Source organism: Methylobacter sp., from assembly GCF_004322395.1.
Taxonomy (GTDB): Bacteria; Pseudomonadota; Gammaproteobacteria; order Methylococcales; family Methylomonadaceae; genus Methylobacter_A.
Map to the genome: position 1 here is coordinate 1 of NZ_SCTW01000043.1, position 17353 is coordinate 17353.

The 17353-nt window shown below is 45.9% G+C and carries 15 protein-coding genes; 13 read left to right on the forward strand and 2 right to left on the reverse strand.

Annotation, left to right across the window (positions count from 1 at the left end; translation table 11 throughout):
* Together EPO18_RS05870 and EPO18_RS05875 are read right to left on the reverse strand one after the other, a co-directional pair.
* The coding region (locus EPO18_RS05870; protein WP_292431862.1) for an FHA domain-containing protein at positions 1-334 on the reverse strand (334 nt) is incomplete at its 3' end.
* 109 nt (positions 335-443) lie between these two features.
* Positions 444-1694 (reverse strand): HlyC/CorC family transporter, encoded by a 1251-nt coding sequence (locus tag EPO18_RS05875; protein ID WP_292431864.1) that lies wholly within the window; start codon positions 1692-1694, stop codon positions 444-446.
* Between the two features lie 265 nt (positions 1695-1959).
* Here EPO18_RS05875 and EPO18_RS05880 point away from each other — a divergent pair, with 265 nt between their 5' ends.
* The 13 genes from EPO18_RS05880 to EPO18_RS05940 all read left to right on the forward strand — a co-directional run bounded on the left by EPO18_RS05880 (position 1960) and on the right by EPO18_RS05940 (position 17337).
* Entirely contained in the window at positions 1960-3453 is a 1494-nt protein-coding gene (locus EPO18_RS05880) for a sigma-54 dependent transcriptional regulator (RefSeq protein WP_472850875.1), read from the forward strand.
* Between the two features lie 123 nt (positions 3454-3576).
* Positions 3577-4896 (forward strand): sensor histidine kinase, encoded by a 1320-nt coding sequence (locus tag EPO18_RS05885; RefSeq protein ID WP_292431867.1) that lies wholly within the window; start codon positions 3577-3579, stop codon positions 4894-4896.
* A complete protein-coding gene (locus EPO18_RS05890) occupies positions 4883-6280 on the forward strand; it encodes a sigma-54-dependent transcriptional regulator (RefSeq protein WP_292431870.1) in 1398 nt (465 codons plus the stop codon). Before EPO18_RS05885 ends, EPO18_RS05890 begins: the two co-directional genes overlap by 14 nt.
* Before the next feature lie 59 nt (positions 6281-6339).
* The gene (gene fliE, locus EPO18_RS05895; RefSeq protein ID WP_292431873.1) at positions 6340-6654 is read left to right on the forward strand and encodes a flagellar hook-basal body complex protein FliE; all 315 of its coding nucleotides are present in this window, start codon (positions 6340-6342) and stop codon (positions 6652-6654) included.
* A gap of 22 nt (positions 6655-6676) precedes the next feature.
* The gene (gene fliF, locus EPO18_RS05900; RefSeq protein ID WP_292431877.1) at positions 6677-8524 is read left to right on the forward strand and encodes a flagellar basal-body MS-ring/collar protein FliF; all 1848 of its coding nucleotides are present in this window, start codon (positions 6677-6679) and stop codon (positions 8522-8524) included.
* Positions 8517-9530: a flagellar motor switch protein FliG gene (gene fliG, locus EPO18_RS05905; RefSeq protein WP_292431881.1), complete on the forward strand. Its 1014-nt coding sequence runs from the start codon at positions 8517-8519 to the stop codon at positions 9528-9530. The genes fliF and fliG overlap by 8 nt, the downstream gene beginning before the upstream one ends.
* Complete coding sequence (locus EPO18_RS05910; RefSeq protein ID WP_292431884.1) at positions 9517-10389, forward strand: flagellar assembly protein FliH; 873 nt, start codon at positions 9517-9519, stop codon at positions 10387-10389. The genes fliG and EPO18_RS05910 overlap by 14 nt, the downstream gene beginning before the upstream one ends.
* On the forward strand, positions 10386-11756 hold the full coding sequence (fliI, locus tag EPO18_RS05915) for a flagellar protein export ATPase FliI (RefSeq protein ID WP_292431887.1): 1371 nt from the start codon (positions 10386-10388) through the stop codon (positions 11754-11756). Before EPO18_RS05910 ends, fliI begins: the two co-directional genes overlap by 4 nt.
* 32 nt (positions 11757-11788) lie before the next feature.
* Positions 11789-12226 (forward strand): flagellar export protein FliJ, encoded by a 438-nt coding sequence (gene fliJ / locus EPO18_RS05920; RefSeq protein WP_292431890.1) that lies wholly within the window; start codon positions 11789-11791, stop codon positions 12224-12226.
* Positions 12227-12274: 48 nt separating this feature from the next.
* Positions 12275-13807: a flagellar hook-length control protein FliK gene (locus EPO18_RS05925; RefSeq protein ID WP_292431893.1), complete on the forward strand. Its 1533-nt coding sequence runs from the start codon at positions 12275-12277 to the stop codon at positions 13805-13807.
* A 481-nt stretch (positions 13808-14288) separates the two neighbouring features.
* Positions 14289-15293 carry a class 1 fructose-bisphosphatase gene (locus EPO18_RS05930; RefSeq protein ID WP_292431897.1) on the forward strand — a complete coding sequence of 335 codons (1005 nt, stop codon included), beginning with the start codon at positions 14289-14291 and terminating at the stop codon, positions 15291-15293.
* A 236-nt stretch (positions 15294-15529) separates the two neighbouring features.
* Positions 15530-16759, forward strand: coding sequence for a pyrophosphate--fructose-6-phosphate 1-phosphotransferase (locus tag EPO18_RS05935; RefSeq protein ID WP_292431900.1), 1230 nt, complete (start codon positions 15530-15532; stop codon positions 16757-16759).
* A gap of 176 nt (positions 16760-16935) precedes the next feature.
* Complete coding sequence (locus EPO18_RS05940) at positions 16936-17337, forward strand: gamma-glutamylcyclotransferase family protein (RefSeq protein ID WP_292431903.1); 402 nt, start codon at positions 16936-16938, stop codon at positions 17335-17337.
* Positions 17338-17353: the final 16 nt, after the last annotated feature.

The window sequence follows — 17353 nt, forward strand, 5'->3', positions numbered from 1 at the left end:
GATTAAGTGATTTTACATCTTCATCAATGAGGCTATTCAATACCGATTCAGTAGTATTGAAAATGATGTCATGCTTTCCCAGGGATATAGTGTCGTTGTTATTGAGGTTGCATGTTTTGATTTTTTCACCGTTGATGATAAGCGGAAATTCATCATTGAGTTGCTTGATAGTGTAGTCAGCGTCACGAATAACTATAACGGCATGAGCCGGAGCGACTGCCAAGCTATCAATAGTTAAATCATTGGTTTCATCGCGTCCGATACGCACAATACCGTTTTCAAACAGGCCCGAATGGATTGCTTTATCTTTAAAAAAAACAGTGAGTTTTGCCATTGTTGTGGTAACACATCTTTAAACGAACTTTGATTATAGACGGTATTATTTTAGTTATTCAAGAAATTCCATTTTTTTGATTATGGCTTATTTATATTGTGATAAGAATTTATTTTCTGGGCAAAAATTTAACCAACTTAACACTATTCTCGTCCCGTTTTAAGATTTCCAGAGGGTAGTCATGCAGTTTAATGCTGGTTCCGATTTCAGGTATGGTTTCCATAAACTCGATGATGAGTCCGTTAAGTGTCTTTGGCCCTTCTGTGGGTAACGACCATTGAGTGATGCGGTTTAATTCCCTGATTGTAATATTGGCATCGACCAGATAGCTGCCGTCATTTTGGACTCTTACAGCGACCTCGTCTGTAATCAATTCACCTACGATTTCCTGAAGTAAATCGTCAAGTGTAACCAGCCCTTGCACATCGCCATACTCATCGACTACCAAACCTATGCGGATCTTTTCATGTTTGAATCGATGCATCTGATTGTGCACCGGTGTACTGTCAGGGATAAACGAGGGTTTGTCCAAGTGATTTATTATGGTCTGCTTGTCAAAATCTTCCTGATTAACCAGCGCAAGTATTTTTATTAAATGAATAAAACCGATAATTCTGTCAATGCTGGTTTTATAAACAGGTAATCGGATATGCGGACTGGTTTTTATTTGGTTGACGATGTCTTCAATCGGCCAGTCAAGGTCTATGCCGATAATTTCATTGCGAGGCGTCATGATGTCTTCAACCGTCGCCGATTCAAGATCGAGTATACCCATCAGCATTTTTTGGTAGCGTGGAGGCATTAAGCTTTCTGCATCGCTGATAATGCTTTTTAATTCGTCTTTATTGATTACCTCATGGTGATTTTTTTGGATATCGATACGAATTATTCTAAGTAATTGATTAACAAATAAATTAACGAGCCAAACGATAGGATAAAGGATTTTTAGCAAAGGCGTATAAACCCAGGCGGCAGGGAAGGCAAGCGGCTCCGGTTTGATCGCAGCAATCGTTTTGGGCGTTACTTCTGAGCATATCAGCATCACGATAGTCAAAATTACCGCAGCGATAGCGACACTGGATTCTTCATCGGCGTAGAGCTTAATGGCAATGACAGTCGCTATTGACGATGCAAAATTATTAACAAAATTGTTGCACAGTAAAATCAGGCCGAGCAAGCGTTCAGGCCGTTGTAATAATGTATGCGCTTTGATTGCGCCGGAATGTTTCAGCTTAACCAGATGTCTTAAACGATACCGGTTTAGCGTCATCAAAGCTGTTTCCGAGCCGGAGAAAAAAGCAGAAAGAATAAGCATGGTGGCAAGTATGCCAAACAACATACTAAGGGACATATCGTTCAAAGAAAGCGCCTCCTTGGGTTGTGAAAACAGCCCTAGTGTCTATGATGAGAAATTTTTGTCAAGCGTAGAGATAACTTAGTAGATTGATCTATTTGTGTAAATAACATTAAAAAGATCATAGAACAGCATGAAATAAAAAGAATTTTGACATAATACTGATTCGATGCTTAACTTTATTAAGCAGCTAAAATTAAAATGGATGATGTAAGGCAATGCTGAGTGATGAGCAGCAGGTATTGTTGCGGAAGATGTAAGGTCAATTCCAATGGCCAATAATAATGAGAGTGATGAGTGTGAAAATATGGCGTTGCCGCGTATTTTGTTAATTGATGATAATAAAACAAGAATCCAACAGCTGGAGGCGGTTTTTCAGTTTATGGGATACAGCATAGAAGCAGTTGGTTCTACGGAATATGCGCCTTATTTTAACGAAACCGATCAGTTATGCGGGGTTTTTGTCGGTGACGGCATCGATAAACAGGCAACTGTGGTCAGTGATATTATCGGACGGGCTGATAAAATTCCTGTCATCCTAGTAATTAATAAAGGCACTGGGCTTCAGTTATCTACCTTAATCGCTAATAGCGTGTCCCAAGTGCTGGAGTGGCCGACTACCTATCCTATCCTGAAACCGATACTGGATAAATTGCCGGCAGTATCCGGTGCCGCAACAAATTTTACGGTGCGTGAGACGCCTGATCGTCGTTCGTCTTCAGTTGAGCGGCTAAAAGGTAAAAGTCAGGCTATTGCTGGTATCCGTAAGTTGATTGATCAGGTTGCGGAATCGGACGCGACGGTTTTGATTCTGGGCGAATCGGGAACAGGAAAAGAAGTCGTTGCCCGGGCTTTGCATGATGGTTCTTTACGCAAAGAAAAACCATTTGTACCTATTAATTGCGGCGCGATTCCAGGTGAATTGCTGGAAAGCGAGCTGTTCGGTCATGAAAAGGGAGCGTTTACCGGAGCTTTAACCTCTCGGCAAGGCCGCTTTGAAATGGCCGAAGGCGGGACGCTTTTTCTGGATGAAATCGGCGATATGCCTTTGGCTATGCAGGTCAAGTTATTGCGCGTATTGCAGGAACGTACTTTTGAACGCGTAGGCAGCAACAAAACCATACATTGCGATGTGCGGGTTATTGCTGCTACGCACAGGTATTTAGAAAATGAGATTAAAGAGAACCGGTTTCGAGAAGACCTGTTTTACCGCCTAAATGTTTTTCCTATCGAAATACCTGCCTTAAAGAACAGGGTTGAAGACATTCCCTTGTTAGTGAATGATCTTATCGCCCGCATGGAAGCGTCAAATCGCGGTTCAGTGCGGCTCACCAATGCGGCATTAACCGTGCTGATGCAACATGAGTGGCCGGGTAATGTCAGGGAACTGGCAAATTTAATTGAAAGATTAGCCATTATTAATCCCAAAGGACTCGTTGAGGCGGCTGATCTACCGGAAAAGTTTCAAAAATATAAGGCTTCTGAAGAAATTATTGATTATACGGAATCAGTTAATTTAGAAGAAGATGATGATCAGCTCGGGCAAATTGAAGTTGTCGGTGCTTTTGAGGGTTCATCCGGCGCTTTAGCGCAGTTGCCGGAGCAGGGTATAGATCTGAAAGAATACTTGAATGTTTTAGAGGTCGATTTGATACGTCAGGCGTTAAACGAATGTAGTGGGGTGGTGGCTCATGCAGCTAAACGCTTGAATATGCGGCGTACGACGTTGGTTGAAAAATTACGCAAATATGATTTGCAGCGTTAAAAGAAAGTCATTTTTTTGGCGTCTTATTTTAAGGTATTGAAAATAAATAAAATAATATTTGGTCTGTTTTTTGCTTATTTAGTTTAAACAAGTTTAAGTTGTAGTAAATCAGAGCGATCAGACATGAATACTCATAAAATTAAGAAAACCGAGCAGCTTACCGATGCGTTCCGCATTTTTAACGAGCTATCCCAAAATTTATCCGTTTCATATCAAGGATTGGAAGAGCAAGTTGCTAAACTGCATGGCGAACTTGCCTTCGCCCATAGTGAACGGCTTAAAACGCTTGAAGAAAAAGAAAAACTTGCCAGCCGCTTGGAGAAAATACTGGCAGCGCTTCCGGCCGGCGTTATTGTGTTGGATGCGGACGGGAAAGTTCTGGATTGTAATGCGGTAGCGATTGATTTTTTAGGCGAACCGTTGATCGGCATGAATTGGCCCGATGTGGTCGTCCGCAGCCTGATTCCGGTTGTTGGTAATCCTCATGAGCGCCAATTGCGTAACGGCAAACGGGTCAATATGACCGTTAGTAGAGACATCGCACATAATGATCCTACCGATTCCGGACAAATCGTTTTGTTATCCGATGTCAGTGAAATGCGAAACTTGCAGGATATGCTGAATCAGCAAAAGCAGTTATCGGCAATGGGGGAAATGGTCGCGAGTATGGCGCATCAGGTCAGAACGCCGCTGGCGACAGCAATTCTCTACGCATCGCAAATGAGCAGTCCGGTATTGGATAATGAAAAGCGGCAGCGGTTTTCGCAAAAAATTCTTGAGCGCCTGCAATATTTGGAAAGGCAAGTCAACGATATGTTGATCTTTGCTAAAGACGGGCGCTTGGCAATGGAGACTTTTTCATTGGCCGAGCTATTAGATCATCTCAGGGAATCGGTAAAAGAATATACCGGCAGCGGTGGGATTGATTTGCAGATTATCAATCAGGTGCAAAATGATGTAATGCTGGGTAATGAAAACGCCTTGCGCGGTGCGTTGCTTAATTTATTGAATAATGCGGTCGATGCGGTAGGGCAGGCGGGATGCGTATCTATCAAACTGGATCAGCTTGATGGGGGTAAGCTGCGGATCGTCATTAAAGACAATGGTCCAGGCATTGATAAAGAACTTAGGCAGCGGATTTTCGAACCGTTCTTTACCACCAAGACTTACGGTACCGGTTTGGGCTTGGCTGTCGTCGACAGTGTAGTGAAAGCGCATGGAGGCGATGTCCAGGTTGAGTCGGTTCTGGGACAAGGCACTGCTTTTTCATTAGTCCTGCCCTGTATAAATCAGGCATATAATTTGTTGCCGGGCGGTTTTTCACATAAGGCTATCCAGCCTGATGCCCTTCGGGTAAATGCAAATCTGTTCCAGACAGATTTGTCCGGTAAAAATCACCATCAAAGCCATAATCAAGGAGAACTGAGCCATGAAACAGTATGATGTGTTGGTCGTTGAAGATGATTTGTCGTTATGCGAAGCACTTTGCGATACCCTGGAAATAAGCGGCTATCATGTAGTTTCGGCTCGCAACGGCACCGAAGCATTAATCAAGCTGGAGCACGGCCAGTTTAAACTGGTCGTTAGCGATGTGCAGATGCCGGTTATGGACGGTTTTCAATTACTGAAGAATATGCAGCATAAATATTCCGAGACTCCGGTGTTGCTGATGACCGCTTTCGGAACCATTCCCAAGGCCGTCGAAGCGATGCAGGCAGGTGCTTCGGACTACTTGATCAAACCATTCGATGCACAGGCGCTGGTAAACAAAGTGGCCGATTATGTGGTTGCCAATCCGGCAGCCGCCAATACAGTAGATGATCAGCGAATCGTGCAAGACGACAGCATGAAAAAACTCTATAACCTGACGGCCAAAGTCGCTAAAACCGATGTCACTGTATTGTTGCAGGGCGAAAGTGGAACCGGTAAAGAGGTTATTGCTCGCTATATCCATCAGAATTCAACATACCATCAAGGGCCTTTTATCGCAGTGAACTGCGCGGCTATTCCTGAAAATATGCTCGAAGCGATGTTGTTCGGTTATGAAAAAGGCGCTTATACCGGAGCCGTTCAGGCTATGCCGGGAAAATTCGAACAAGCGCAAGGCGGTACTTTGCTGTTGGATGAAATAGCCGAAATGGATTTAGGCTTGCAGGCAAAATTACTGCGGGTATTGCAAGAAAAGGAAGTGGAGCGTTTGGGTAGTTCAAAAAAAATCAAACTGAATGTCAGAATTTTGGCGGCCACTAATCAGAAACTAAAAAATCAAGTCGAACAAGGAGGGTTCCGCGAGGATTTATATTACCGTCTTAGCGTGTTTCCTATTAATATCCCGCCGTTACGTGACAGGCCGGGCGATATTTTGCCGTTGACACAGGAATTGATGCAGCGGCATAGTCAGGAAGGCAAAAAATTGCCTGAATTCGATAATAAGGCTATTGAAAAAATGCTGACTTACAACTGGCCAGGTAACGTAAGGGAGTTGGATAATGTGGTGCAACGGGCTCTAATTTTGCGAACCGGCGACAAGATTACAGTGGATGATTTAGTGTTTGAGGACTTATATTCGATGACTACGATCAGTTCTTCATCCGAGGTTACAGCGAGATTGCACACCCCGTCTATTCCTGACTTTAAAGATGAAAAACAAGAGGTTGTCGGTTTGGGTGAAGGTGTTCGTTCCGCCGAAGAAAGCATCATTTTGCAGACATTACAGATGGAAAACGGTAGCCGTAAGATAACCGCTGAAAAACTGGGTATCAGTCCTAGAACGCTCCGCTATAAGATGGCCAGGATGAAAGATTCCGGCATTATTATTTCATGTTAACATGTGGCATTAAAAATGCTTCAAGCTCTGTACTATTAAGAAAGTAAGAGGAAAAACCCATGAGTGAGATGAATGTAAATCAAGTTTTGGCTCAAATGCGGGCAATGTCTCTTGAAGCCGGCAGCAAAGTACAAGAGACTGGCGGTGGCGGCGCCGATTTTGCCGCAATGCTCAAGCAGACCATTGGCGCTGTTAATGACACCCAACAAACCGCCGGAAAAATGACGGAAGCTTTTGAATCGGGCGATACTAATGTAAGTTTGGCTGAGGTTATGGTGGCTTCGCAAAAAGCGAGTGTTTCATTTCAGGCAATGCTGCAGGTCAGGAATAAATTAGTTGAAGCCTATCAAGATGTCATGAATATGCCAATGTAGTGCGGCAAACAGTAATTAAAAAATGAGCGAACAGAGCGGTAACAGTTTAATTGAAGCAAATCGCCAGCATGATCCAACGGCAAAGGGCAAGGATCATCTTGAAGGTGAGGCGTCTCATATTTTTGCGACCAAGGTCGATGCGCATCCCGCTATTAAAGGTCTGGCCGGGCTGACCATAGCACGCCAGATCGGATTAATGCTGGGTCTGGCTTTGAGCGTCGCTATTGGCGTTGCTATTGTATTATGGTCACAGGAACCTTCTTATGGACGCTTGTATTCCGAAATCGGTGAAAGTGATGTGGCTGAAATTCTTGAAGTTCTTAATAAAGAAAATATTAAATATAAAGTCGAAACCGGTTCCGGCGCTATTATGGTGCCGATGGATCAGGTGAGCACAGTAAAGCTTAAATTAGCGGCGCAGGGTTTGCCCAAAAGTAATAGCCTGGGGTATGAGTTGCTGGATAAAGATCAGGGCTTCGGCACCAGCAAAAGTATTGAAACAGTACGCTTCCAACGGGCCTTGGAAGGTGAGATTGCACGAACCATTATGTCTATCCAGAATGTAAAAACGGCCAGGGTACTGTTAGCTGTTCCTGTTCAGTCGGTGTTTGTGCGAGAGCGCAAGAAGCCTAGCGCTTCAGTCATAGTCAATTTATATCAAGGCAGATCGCTGGATAAAGGCCAAGTTGAATCAATTATTCATCTAGTGGCTTCCAGTGTGCCGCAACTGGACGCTGAGCAAGTGACAGTTGTCGATCAAAAGGGTCAGCTATTAAACAGCAATGACTCATCAGTAGCGGGTAATTTGACCTCCAAACAATTCGAATATAAGAAAAATATTGAAGAGCATCTAATGGGACGGATTGAAAATATTTTGTCGCCATTGGTCGGAAGCGATGGAATGCGTGTGCAAATTTCAGCGGATGTGGACTTTACCGAGACAGACAGAACCCAGGAAATGTTCAATCCGGATTTGCCGGCTTTAAGAAGCGAGCAAACATCGGAAGAGAAAAGTTCATTGTCGGCTATTCAAGGAGTCCCCGGCGCGTTATCAAATCAACCGACTCCAGCAGGCACTGCTCCGGAAACAACGCCAGCGGCAGCACCTGGTTCCGTTGCGGCAAATACGGGAGCTACTACACCGCCGGGTACTGCGGCAGTAAATTCACCAGCTCCATCCGGTTCAGTCGCAAAAAATGCAACCAGAAATTATGAGCTGGATAAAACTATTACCCATACCCGGTTAGCTACAGGAGCGTTGCGCCGATTGTCCGTGGCCGTAGTTGTCGATGATCGGCGTGTAGCCCAGAGCGACGGTACCGCTAAAGCACAGCCTTATTCGCAGGAAGATATCAATCGTTTTAGCGATCTGGTAAAGCAGGCTGTCGGTTTTGACAGTAGTCGGGGCGACCAAGTTACAGTCACTAATGTGGCTTTTAAACTGGACGAACTTGTTGAGGCATTGCCGGCAACGCCTCTTTGGGAACAAGGCTGGTTTCTTGATCTTATGAAACAAGTTGCTGCGGTGTTGGCTGTATTATTCCTGCTTTTTGGAGTATTGCGCCCGACCATGCGCAGTCTCGTCGGTCGGGACATAGAAGAGAAAAAAGCCTTAGCTTTGGCTGAGGCACAAGAAAAGGCTCACGCTATAGGAGGAACTGTTCGTTTTAATGAGCATGGACAGCCTGTCGCTGTACCGGCCGGCCAGAATACCGTAAATTTTACCATGCCCGAAGAAATGCAGGATCTGTTGCTTCTGGAGACGCCTCAGAGTTACGAACACCGCTTGGAATATGTGAAAAGATTGGTCGATGACGATTCGAAAGTAGTCGCGCAAGTTATTAAATCATGGGTTCGAAAAGATGGCTAAAGCGGAACCAAAAAAAGACTTAAACCAAATTGATCGTGCCGCTGTATTGTTGCTGGCTTTGGGCATGGATAGGGCGGCGATGGTTTTAAAGCACATGACTCCCCGAGAAGTGCAGACTTTGGGCATCACCATGGCAAGCGTGGGCGAAATTTCCATAGATATGATGGATGAAGTGGTTGAGGAATTTATTGTCGCGGTAAAGAACCAGACGGCTCTGGGTATGGATACCGATGAATATATCCGCACTGTGTTAATCAGCGCTTTGGGTGCAGATAAAGCAAACAGTATTCTTGACCGGATTTTACAGGGCGGCAACACCAAGGGTATTGAGCAGCTGAAATGGATGGATACCCGATCGATTGCAGATATGATTCGATTGGAACATCCTCAAATTGTCGCGACTATTATGTCCTTGATGGATAGTGAACAGGCGGCTGATGTGATGATGTTCTTGCCCGAAGCTATGCGTTCCGATTTGATGATGAGAATTGCAACAATGAAAGGCATACAGCCAGCCGCCCTGCGTGAGCTGGATCAAATCATGGAAAAACAATTAACCGGCTCCGATAATGTTAAGTCGACAAATATCGGCGGTGTGGATGCAGTGGCTAACATTTTAAACTTCCTGGATGGCGGTGCGGCTGATTTAGTGATGTCGGGAATTGCCGAGCATAGGTCTGAATTGGCTCAAGAAATTCAGGAGAAAATGTTCACCTTTGAAGACCTTACTACGATTGATGAAAGAGGTATGCAAACATTGTTGCGCGAAGTTTCAACCGGACAATTGTTACTGGCGTTACGCGGTGTAGGCAGTGAGCTTAAGGAAAAAATATTCAGCAATATGTCCAAGCGTGCTGCGGAAATGCTCCGTGACGACTTGGAAGCTTCTCCTCCGGCCAAGATCAGCGAAGTGGAGTTGGCGCAGAAAGATATATTGGCTATTGCTAAAAAACTAGCCGATGCAGGCGAAATACAGATGGGTATAGGTGGTGATGAACTCATATAAGACGCCCAGATTCACAGCCTCCGAGCTGGAATCGTTAAGATTATGGAGTATGCCGGATGTCTCCGGGGCAGATGCTCTGAGGGACTCGGAGACGGTGGAACTTGAGGATGAGCCGACACCTATTTTAACGGTTGATGAAATTGAAGCCATGCAAAAGCAGGCGTATGACGAAGCATTCGCGCAGGGCAAAATGCATGGTTTTCAGCAAGGTTTTGATGAGGGCTCAAAAAAAGGCTACGAGGATAATTTGCACTTATTGCAAGGCCAAGCGGCGATACTGATTAGTCTTTTGGAATCTTTAAGCGAGCCGTTTAAACGTCTTGATGAAGAAGTGGAAAAGGAACTGGTTAAGCTGGTTATAGGTATTGCAACGCAAATAATACGTCGTGAAATTAAATCAGACCCTGGACAAATCGTTGCCGTTGTTCGAGAAACACTCAATGTCTTGCCTCTGACATCACAAAAAATTACTTTGAAATTACACCCTGAAGATGCTGAATTGATGCGAACCGCATTAGCGCTGGATGATGTGTCGCCAAGCTGGAGCATAGTTGAAGATCCGTTGATTACGCGCGGCGGCTGCGAAGTCGATACCGATATTTCACATGTGGACGCGACTGTAGAGCACAGATTGGCCGCAGTTATCGCAACTCTATTGGGCGGTGAGCGGGAGCACGACAGTGCGGCCGCGACTGCTTCCGGTAATCTTGCGGCATTTCCTTCGCCCATAGGGGGCGGATCAGGAGATACAACCCCACAGACGGGGGAGGTAGGGCAACGCACGGAGCAGTTACCGGGAGCGTCAAAAGTTGATGGCTTAAGCGATGCAGGAGCGGTTGCCGATGGTAAAAGCCCGTGATTCCAGTTGCAGACCGGTCGCAGATTTGGCTCGCTAAATTAAAACCGTATTCTGAAAAACTGAAAGAGGTGCCTGAGCTTGTTGTCGAAGGCAGGCTTTCCCGTATGGTTGGACTGACGCTGGAAGCAGTGGGTTGCCGGGCAGCTATTGGCTCCCGCTGCCGAATCGAGACTAAAAGCGGCAGAATGGTTGAAGCGGAAGTCGTGGGTTTTTCCGATGCGCGAATTTTTTTGATGCCAACTGCCGAAGTTCATGGGCTTGAGCCGGATTGCCGGGTCATTCCGATGGGTAAAAACAGTCTGGCTAAAGTAGGTTTCGGTTTGCTGGGGCGGGTGCTGGATGGTGCTGGAAATGCGATTGACGGCAAAGGTCCGCTTAAAACCGATGCGCTGATTTCGCTCAATGGCGTACCGATTAACCCTTTGTCCCGAAAGCCGATACGCGAACCGCTTGATGTTGGAGTTAGAGCGATAAATTCGATGCTCAGCGTGGGCCGCGGACAACGTATGGGCTTGTTTGCCGGCACCGGTGTTGGAAAAAGTGTGCTGCTGGGCATGATGACCAAATTTACTACCGCTGACATTGTTGTTGTCGGGCTGATCGGCGAGCGGGGACGAGAAGTTAATGAGTTCGTGCTGAAAACCTTGGGTGAAGAGGGACTTAAAAGAGCAGTGGTGGTCGTTTCGCCTGCGGATTGTCCGCCTTTGATGCGTGTTCATGCCGCGTTATTGTCAACCAGTATTGCCGAGTATTTTCGCGATCAGGGACTTGATGTTTTGTTGTTGATGGATTCATTAACGCGATTTGCGCAGGCGCATCGTGAAATTGCCCTAGCCATCGATGAGCCTCCTGCCACCAAAGGCTATCCGCCTTCGGTTTTTGCCAAATTGCCGCATTTGGTGGAACGCGCCGGTAATGCCGATCACGGAGGGGGCTCTATAACCGCATTCTATACTGTTCTGGCCGAAGGCGATGATACCAATGACCCTATTGCCGATGCGGCCAGAGGAGTGCTGGATGGCCACATCATATTGTCCAGAAGTCTGGCCGAAGCGGGCCATTTTCCTGCCATCGATGTAGAGGCTTCAATCAGTCGCGTTATGCCGGATATTATCGATGTCGGCCATTTGCAGATGGCACGCGAGTTGAGACGATTATATTCACTTTATCAGCAAAACCGCGATTTAATCAGTGTAGGCGCTTATCAGGCTGGATCGGATCCCAGAATCGATAAAGCGATTGAAAAAAATCCGGCGATTTTAGATTTTCTGCAGCAGGACATGGATGAGTCGGTCGATATGAATCGGAGCTTGCAAGACCTGGCATTGTTGCTCGGCGTAAACAGGACGGCTACTACCGGCAGATAATCCAAGTTCCTTTGAGAGACAGAGTACATTAAGTGAAAAAATCGCAACGTATTAAAACGATTGTGGATATTAAGGCGGCACAGGAAAAAAACGCTTTGGAAGTGCTGGGTGCAGTTCAGAGAAAACTCCAGTCCATGCAGGCTCAAGTTGAAGGTTTAAGAAACTATCGGCAGGAATATCAGCATAGATTCGATCAGTTGGGTATTAAGGGCGTCAATGTTGCACAGCTGCTGGAGTTTAGATCGTTTATTGATAAGCTCGATAAGGCAATAATAGGCCAAGAACAGGTGCTGAGCGCAATTGAAGCTGAATTAGCGGCCAAAAGAAAAATCTGGGAGGATCTGCATAATAAAACTCAAAGTCTGCAAAAAGTCTGCGATTCGGCTTTAATGGTAGAAATGAGGCAGGAAGCAAAACGAGAGCAGCAGGAACAGGATGAGCGGGCATCCAGAATCGGCCGGAATAATTAAAGCGGCATGATAAATGCTTAATAACCTGTGGAATCTCAGGAGATTAATATGAATATTGAAAGTACAAATTTATCCTCTATAGCACCAAACAGCGTAATGGTTGAAAATGCGTCGGCGCCTTTGACCGATGGTAGCGTTATTTCCGAAGGCTTTTCGGAGGCATTGGTGGCGCAGATCGAGTTGTTGAGTAATATAAAAACTGAAGATTCGTTGCCTTTGCAGGTATTGGATCAGTCCGTTTTGCAAGGCGTTAATGCTCCGCCAAGCATTGCCGGATTACCTGTAGATACGCAAAATTTTGCCGCTTTATTAGGCAATGATTTGCCGCCGTCATACAAAACAAAGGACGATGTTGATCATGAGGCTGCGTTGGCTGCGGTGACCGACACATTAAAATATATTACCTTTGGTGCTACTGCTGGAGAAAAAGCGGCAGAGGCTGAGCAAAACATCAAAGATGTGATTGCAACGACCGTTCCTGCCCAACAGAATAGTAAAGATGCGGTTGCGATGACTGTTTCTTCTCAACAAAATAGCAATGATGTCATTGCAACGGCTGTTCCTACTGAACAAAATATCGTTGAAAAAACTGTCCCGGTTGAACAAAGCTCGTCAGAGGCGGCGGTCGATGTAGCAGAGCAAATGCCGAAAGATGCTCCGATTCAAATGGATTTAAAGCAATCAAATAATAAACCTGATAAGAAGCAGGATGAAGGTGAAGCACAGGTAGCAGCTGTTACAGAGAATCAAGGAGCAGAAGAGTTGTTGGCAACCATCATTCTTCCTTCGGTAATTCCAGTTGAGCAAGGAAAACCAGCCAATAATTTACCACCTACAAATACAATTAAAGAGGATGGGCTGCTGTCATTTATAAAACCATCGACTGAGCATACTAAACCGAATCAGATAACGAAAATTTCGGGTGAAGTTCTGCAAAGTGAAGCTGCCTCTCGTGAGCCGGATCAAAATCAGCAGGACGTTAACTTAAAATATTTTAGAAATGCCGGGCAATCCGAACAGGCCGGGCAGGTTGAGCAGCGGGACTTAAATGATGTGGAAAAGACTTTGCCTCGGTTCGCAACAGACATCATTCAGCCTAACAAACCCGTTGTTGACAATAAAGCAGACATTCCGGCAATAACCAAACCGCTATCGCACCCGGAATGGAATAAGGATATAGGAGAGCGGATTGTCTGGATGAGCAGCAAAGCAATACCTTCGGCCGAAATCAGGCTGAATCCGCAGCATCTTGGCCCTATATCGGTTCGTGTCGATGTGACTGACGATAAGGCAACTGTGGCATTTACTGCGCAGCACGCTGCTGTAAGAGAAACTCTTGAAGCTTCCATTCCCAAGCTACGGGAAATGATGAGTGCCCAGCAGCTCAATCTGGTAGAGGTGAATGTCTCTCAAGGTTCCGCGTCGGATCAAGGACGTTCGCAATCGCAAACTTTTGCGCAAACATCGGGCCGTGGGCAAGGCGTAATGGATGGTGCTATCGACGAAGTTGATGATGTCGAGCAAGAAATTGAAAGCGGACGGGCTGTAGTCAGCAAGGGCTTGTTGAGTCTATATGCTTAGCGTTAGAGTACGCAAAACCCCATGTAATCGGCGTTAAGTTTGAACTGCCGTAACTAATACAATTGTCTTCAAGTAGATGTTTTTCATTCTGACTTCGTCAAGGTAATCCTGCGACTCGTTATCTTAGCGCCTGATCTTATTCAGGTTGCGATATCGCTACGCCTTGATCAGACTCATCCCCCTTTTTAAATACGTTAACCATTTAAAGCCTGCAACTTTTCTTGTAAAAGTCTAAAAATAGATTGTTATAAGGTGAGTAAAGCAGCATTGTTATTTTTATGCATTTTCTCTAAAAGCACGATGGAAATAACATCTACATTAACGGCATCAATATCGGTCTTTATGATTTACAATATGTTATTGGCTTGAAATAACAAATAGATAACTTTTGGCGCTGTTGCCGCAGAACCTCGTCCACATAGAAGCTGTATATATTATTAAAAGTATTTATGAAAACGACACATTATCGGAGCGATAAAGAATGAGCAACCATGTTACTTTGACCCAATTTATCATTGAGCAACAGCGCGAGTTGCCGGGAGTATCGGGAGCGTTTACTTCGTTACTGAACGATATAGTTACAGCGTGTAAGAAAATCTCGCATTTGGTTAATCAAGGTAATTTGATCGGTGTGCTAGGTAGCGCCGACTCCGAGAATGTTCAAGGCGAAGTGCAAAAGAAACTGGATATTATTACCAACGACATTATGGTGGATGCGTTGAACTGGACAGGTCATTTGGCCGGCATGGCATCCGAAGAAATCGACGACATTATTTTCATTCCTTCGCAATATCCAAAAGGCAAGTATTTGGCATTATTCGATCCATTGGACGGCTCTTCAAATATCGATGTCAACTTGGCGGTAGGCACTATATTCTCGATATTGCGTTGCCGGGAAGGTGTGGATCCGGCTCTGGAGGATTTTTTGCGTAAAGGTACCGAGCAGGTTTGCGCGGGTTTTGTTCTTTACGGCCCGTCTACGATGATGGTTTTAACAACCGGGCATGGCGTTAACGGTTTTACGCTGAACCAGGATATAGGCGAGTTTATCCTGACTCATCCCAACATGACGATACCCACCGACACCAATGAATTCGCGATCAATATGTCGAATCAGCGTTTTTGGGAGCCTCCTGTACGCCGCTATATAGACGAATGTTTGCAGGGTACCGAAGGGTCGCGCAAAAAAGATTTTAATATGCGCTGGGTCGCGTCGATGGTTGCAGAGGTCTACCGGATACTTACGCGCGGCGGGGTTTTTATGTATCCGTACGATTTACGCGATCCGACAAGAGCCGGGAAACTGCGCATTATGTACGAGGCCAATCCGATGGCTTTTATTATTGAGCAAGCGGGCGGCGCTTGTTCCACTGGGCGCGAGCGTATCCTAGACATCAAGCCAAAAGCTCTGCATCAGCGGGTTCCGGTTATTTTGGGTTCGAAAAACGAGGTTGAGCGGATTGTTGGGTATCATTTGGAAGGTTGATTTAGATAGGCAAAAGGCTCAAGGCGAAAGACTAAAAAATGGTTCGCTATCCATTTTTACTCTTGCTGTTCATATAGACAAAGCCAGCTTTGTACTCCGGTGTCAGTGGTTTTTGGAGTTCAAAGCTGGCTTTGGACTTATACGATTCTCATACTCCGGAGCGTGCGAAAGACTAAAAAATAGCCTCCCTGTATGATAAAATTTTATTTTTTTAATTTCACTATTTGAGTTTTCCCATGAACAAACCTAAAAAAGTCGCGATTCTTACGGCGGGCGGCTTGGCCCCTTGCCTAAACTCAGCCATCGGCAGTCTTATCGAGCGTTACACTGAAATCGATCCTTCGATTGAAATCATCTGCTACCGTAGCGGTTATAAGGGCCTGCTGTTGGGCGATTTTTATACAGTTACTCCGGCAATCCGCGAGAAAGCGGGTCTTTTGCATCGCTTCGGCGGCTCAGTGATCGGCAACAGCCGCGTCAAGCTGACTAACGTTAAAGACTGCATTAAACGCGGATTGGTTCAAGAAGGCCAAGATCCGCAGAAAGTTGCAGCCGACCAATTGGTCAAAGACGGCGTGGATATTCTGCACACTATCGGCGGCGACGATACCAATACTGCTGCGGCTGATCTGGCTGCGTTCCTGGCGAAAAACAACTACGGCCTTACCGTTATCGGCCTGCCTAAAACCGTCGATAACGATGTGTTCCCAATCAGACAATCGTTGGGCGCCTGGACGGCTGCAGAGCAGGGTGCGCGTTACTTCTGGAACGTTGTTGCCGAAAACAATTCCAACCCACGCATGCTGATTGTCCATGAAGTGATGGGACGCAGCTGCGGCTGGTTGACTGCCGCGACGGCTGTTGAATACCGCAAGCTGCTGGATCGCGCCGAATGGCTGCCTGAGCTGGGCCTGGATCGTGCGACTTATGAAGTGCATGGTGTATTTATCCCTGAAATGACTATCGATCTTGCTGCCGAAGCGGCTCGCCTTCGCGCAGTGATGGATAAAGTGGATTGCGTGAATATCTTCGTTTCGGAAGGTGCTGGTGTCGAGTCTATCGTTGCTGAAATGCAAGCCAAAGGACAGGAAGTGCCGCGCGACGCTTTCGGCCACGTCAAACTGGATGCGGTTAATCCAGGTAAATGGTTTGGCGATCAGTTCGCACAAATGATCGGCGCTGAAAAAACGCTGGTACAAAAATCAGGCTATTTTGCTCGCGCTTCTGCGGCTAATGTTGAAGACATTCGTTTGATCAAGTCTTGCGCCGATCTTGCCGTTGAGTGTGCATTCCGCCGCGAATCAGGCGTGATCGGCCACGATGACGATCAAAATTTCGTACTGCGTGCGATTGAGTTTCCACGTATCAAAGGTGGCAAGCCTTTTGACCTGGATACAGCTTGGTTTAACCAAACTTTGGCTGAAATCGGCCAGACCAAGGGTGCCAAGGTTGAGGTTGGGCACTAACAATGCATCGTTCCCACGCTCCGGCGTGGGAACGCAGTTATTGAAGCCTGTCCTGAGTCTTGTCGAAGGGCTCCAGCGTCACGGTTGGCGACGCTGGAGTGCCACAAGATGCCGTTTCCAGGCAGAAGTATCGGAACGATTAAAATGTTTCCGTGTCCGTTTTTAAACGACGCATCATGAATCCCGACGAATATATTTTTGTTTACGGAACACTCAGGCGTGATACGAACAGCGAGATGCATCATCTTTTGGCTAAATATGCCGAATTTGTAGATGAGGCAACCTACCGCGGCAAGCTTTATAAAATCGATTACTACCCCGGCGCAGTTCCTTCCGATGATCTCAATGATGCAGTGCAGGGTGAGGTCTATCAACTTCATCAAGCCGATGTTGCGCTTCCATTGCTAGATCAGTATGAAGAATGCGGCCCAGAGTTCCCCGAACCCAACGAATATAATCGTCAGAAACAATCCGTGTTACTTAGAGACGGGCGCACTGTTACTGCATGGGTTTATGTCTACAACCATTCCCCGGAAGGCTTGGAACTGATTATGAAATACATCCCCGTCCACTCTTAAAACTTGTCAGTCTGTA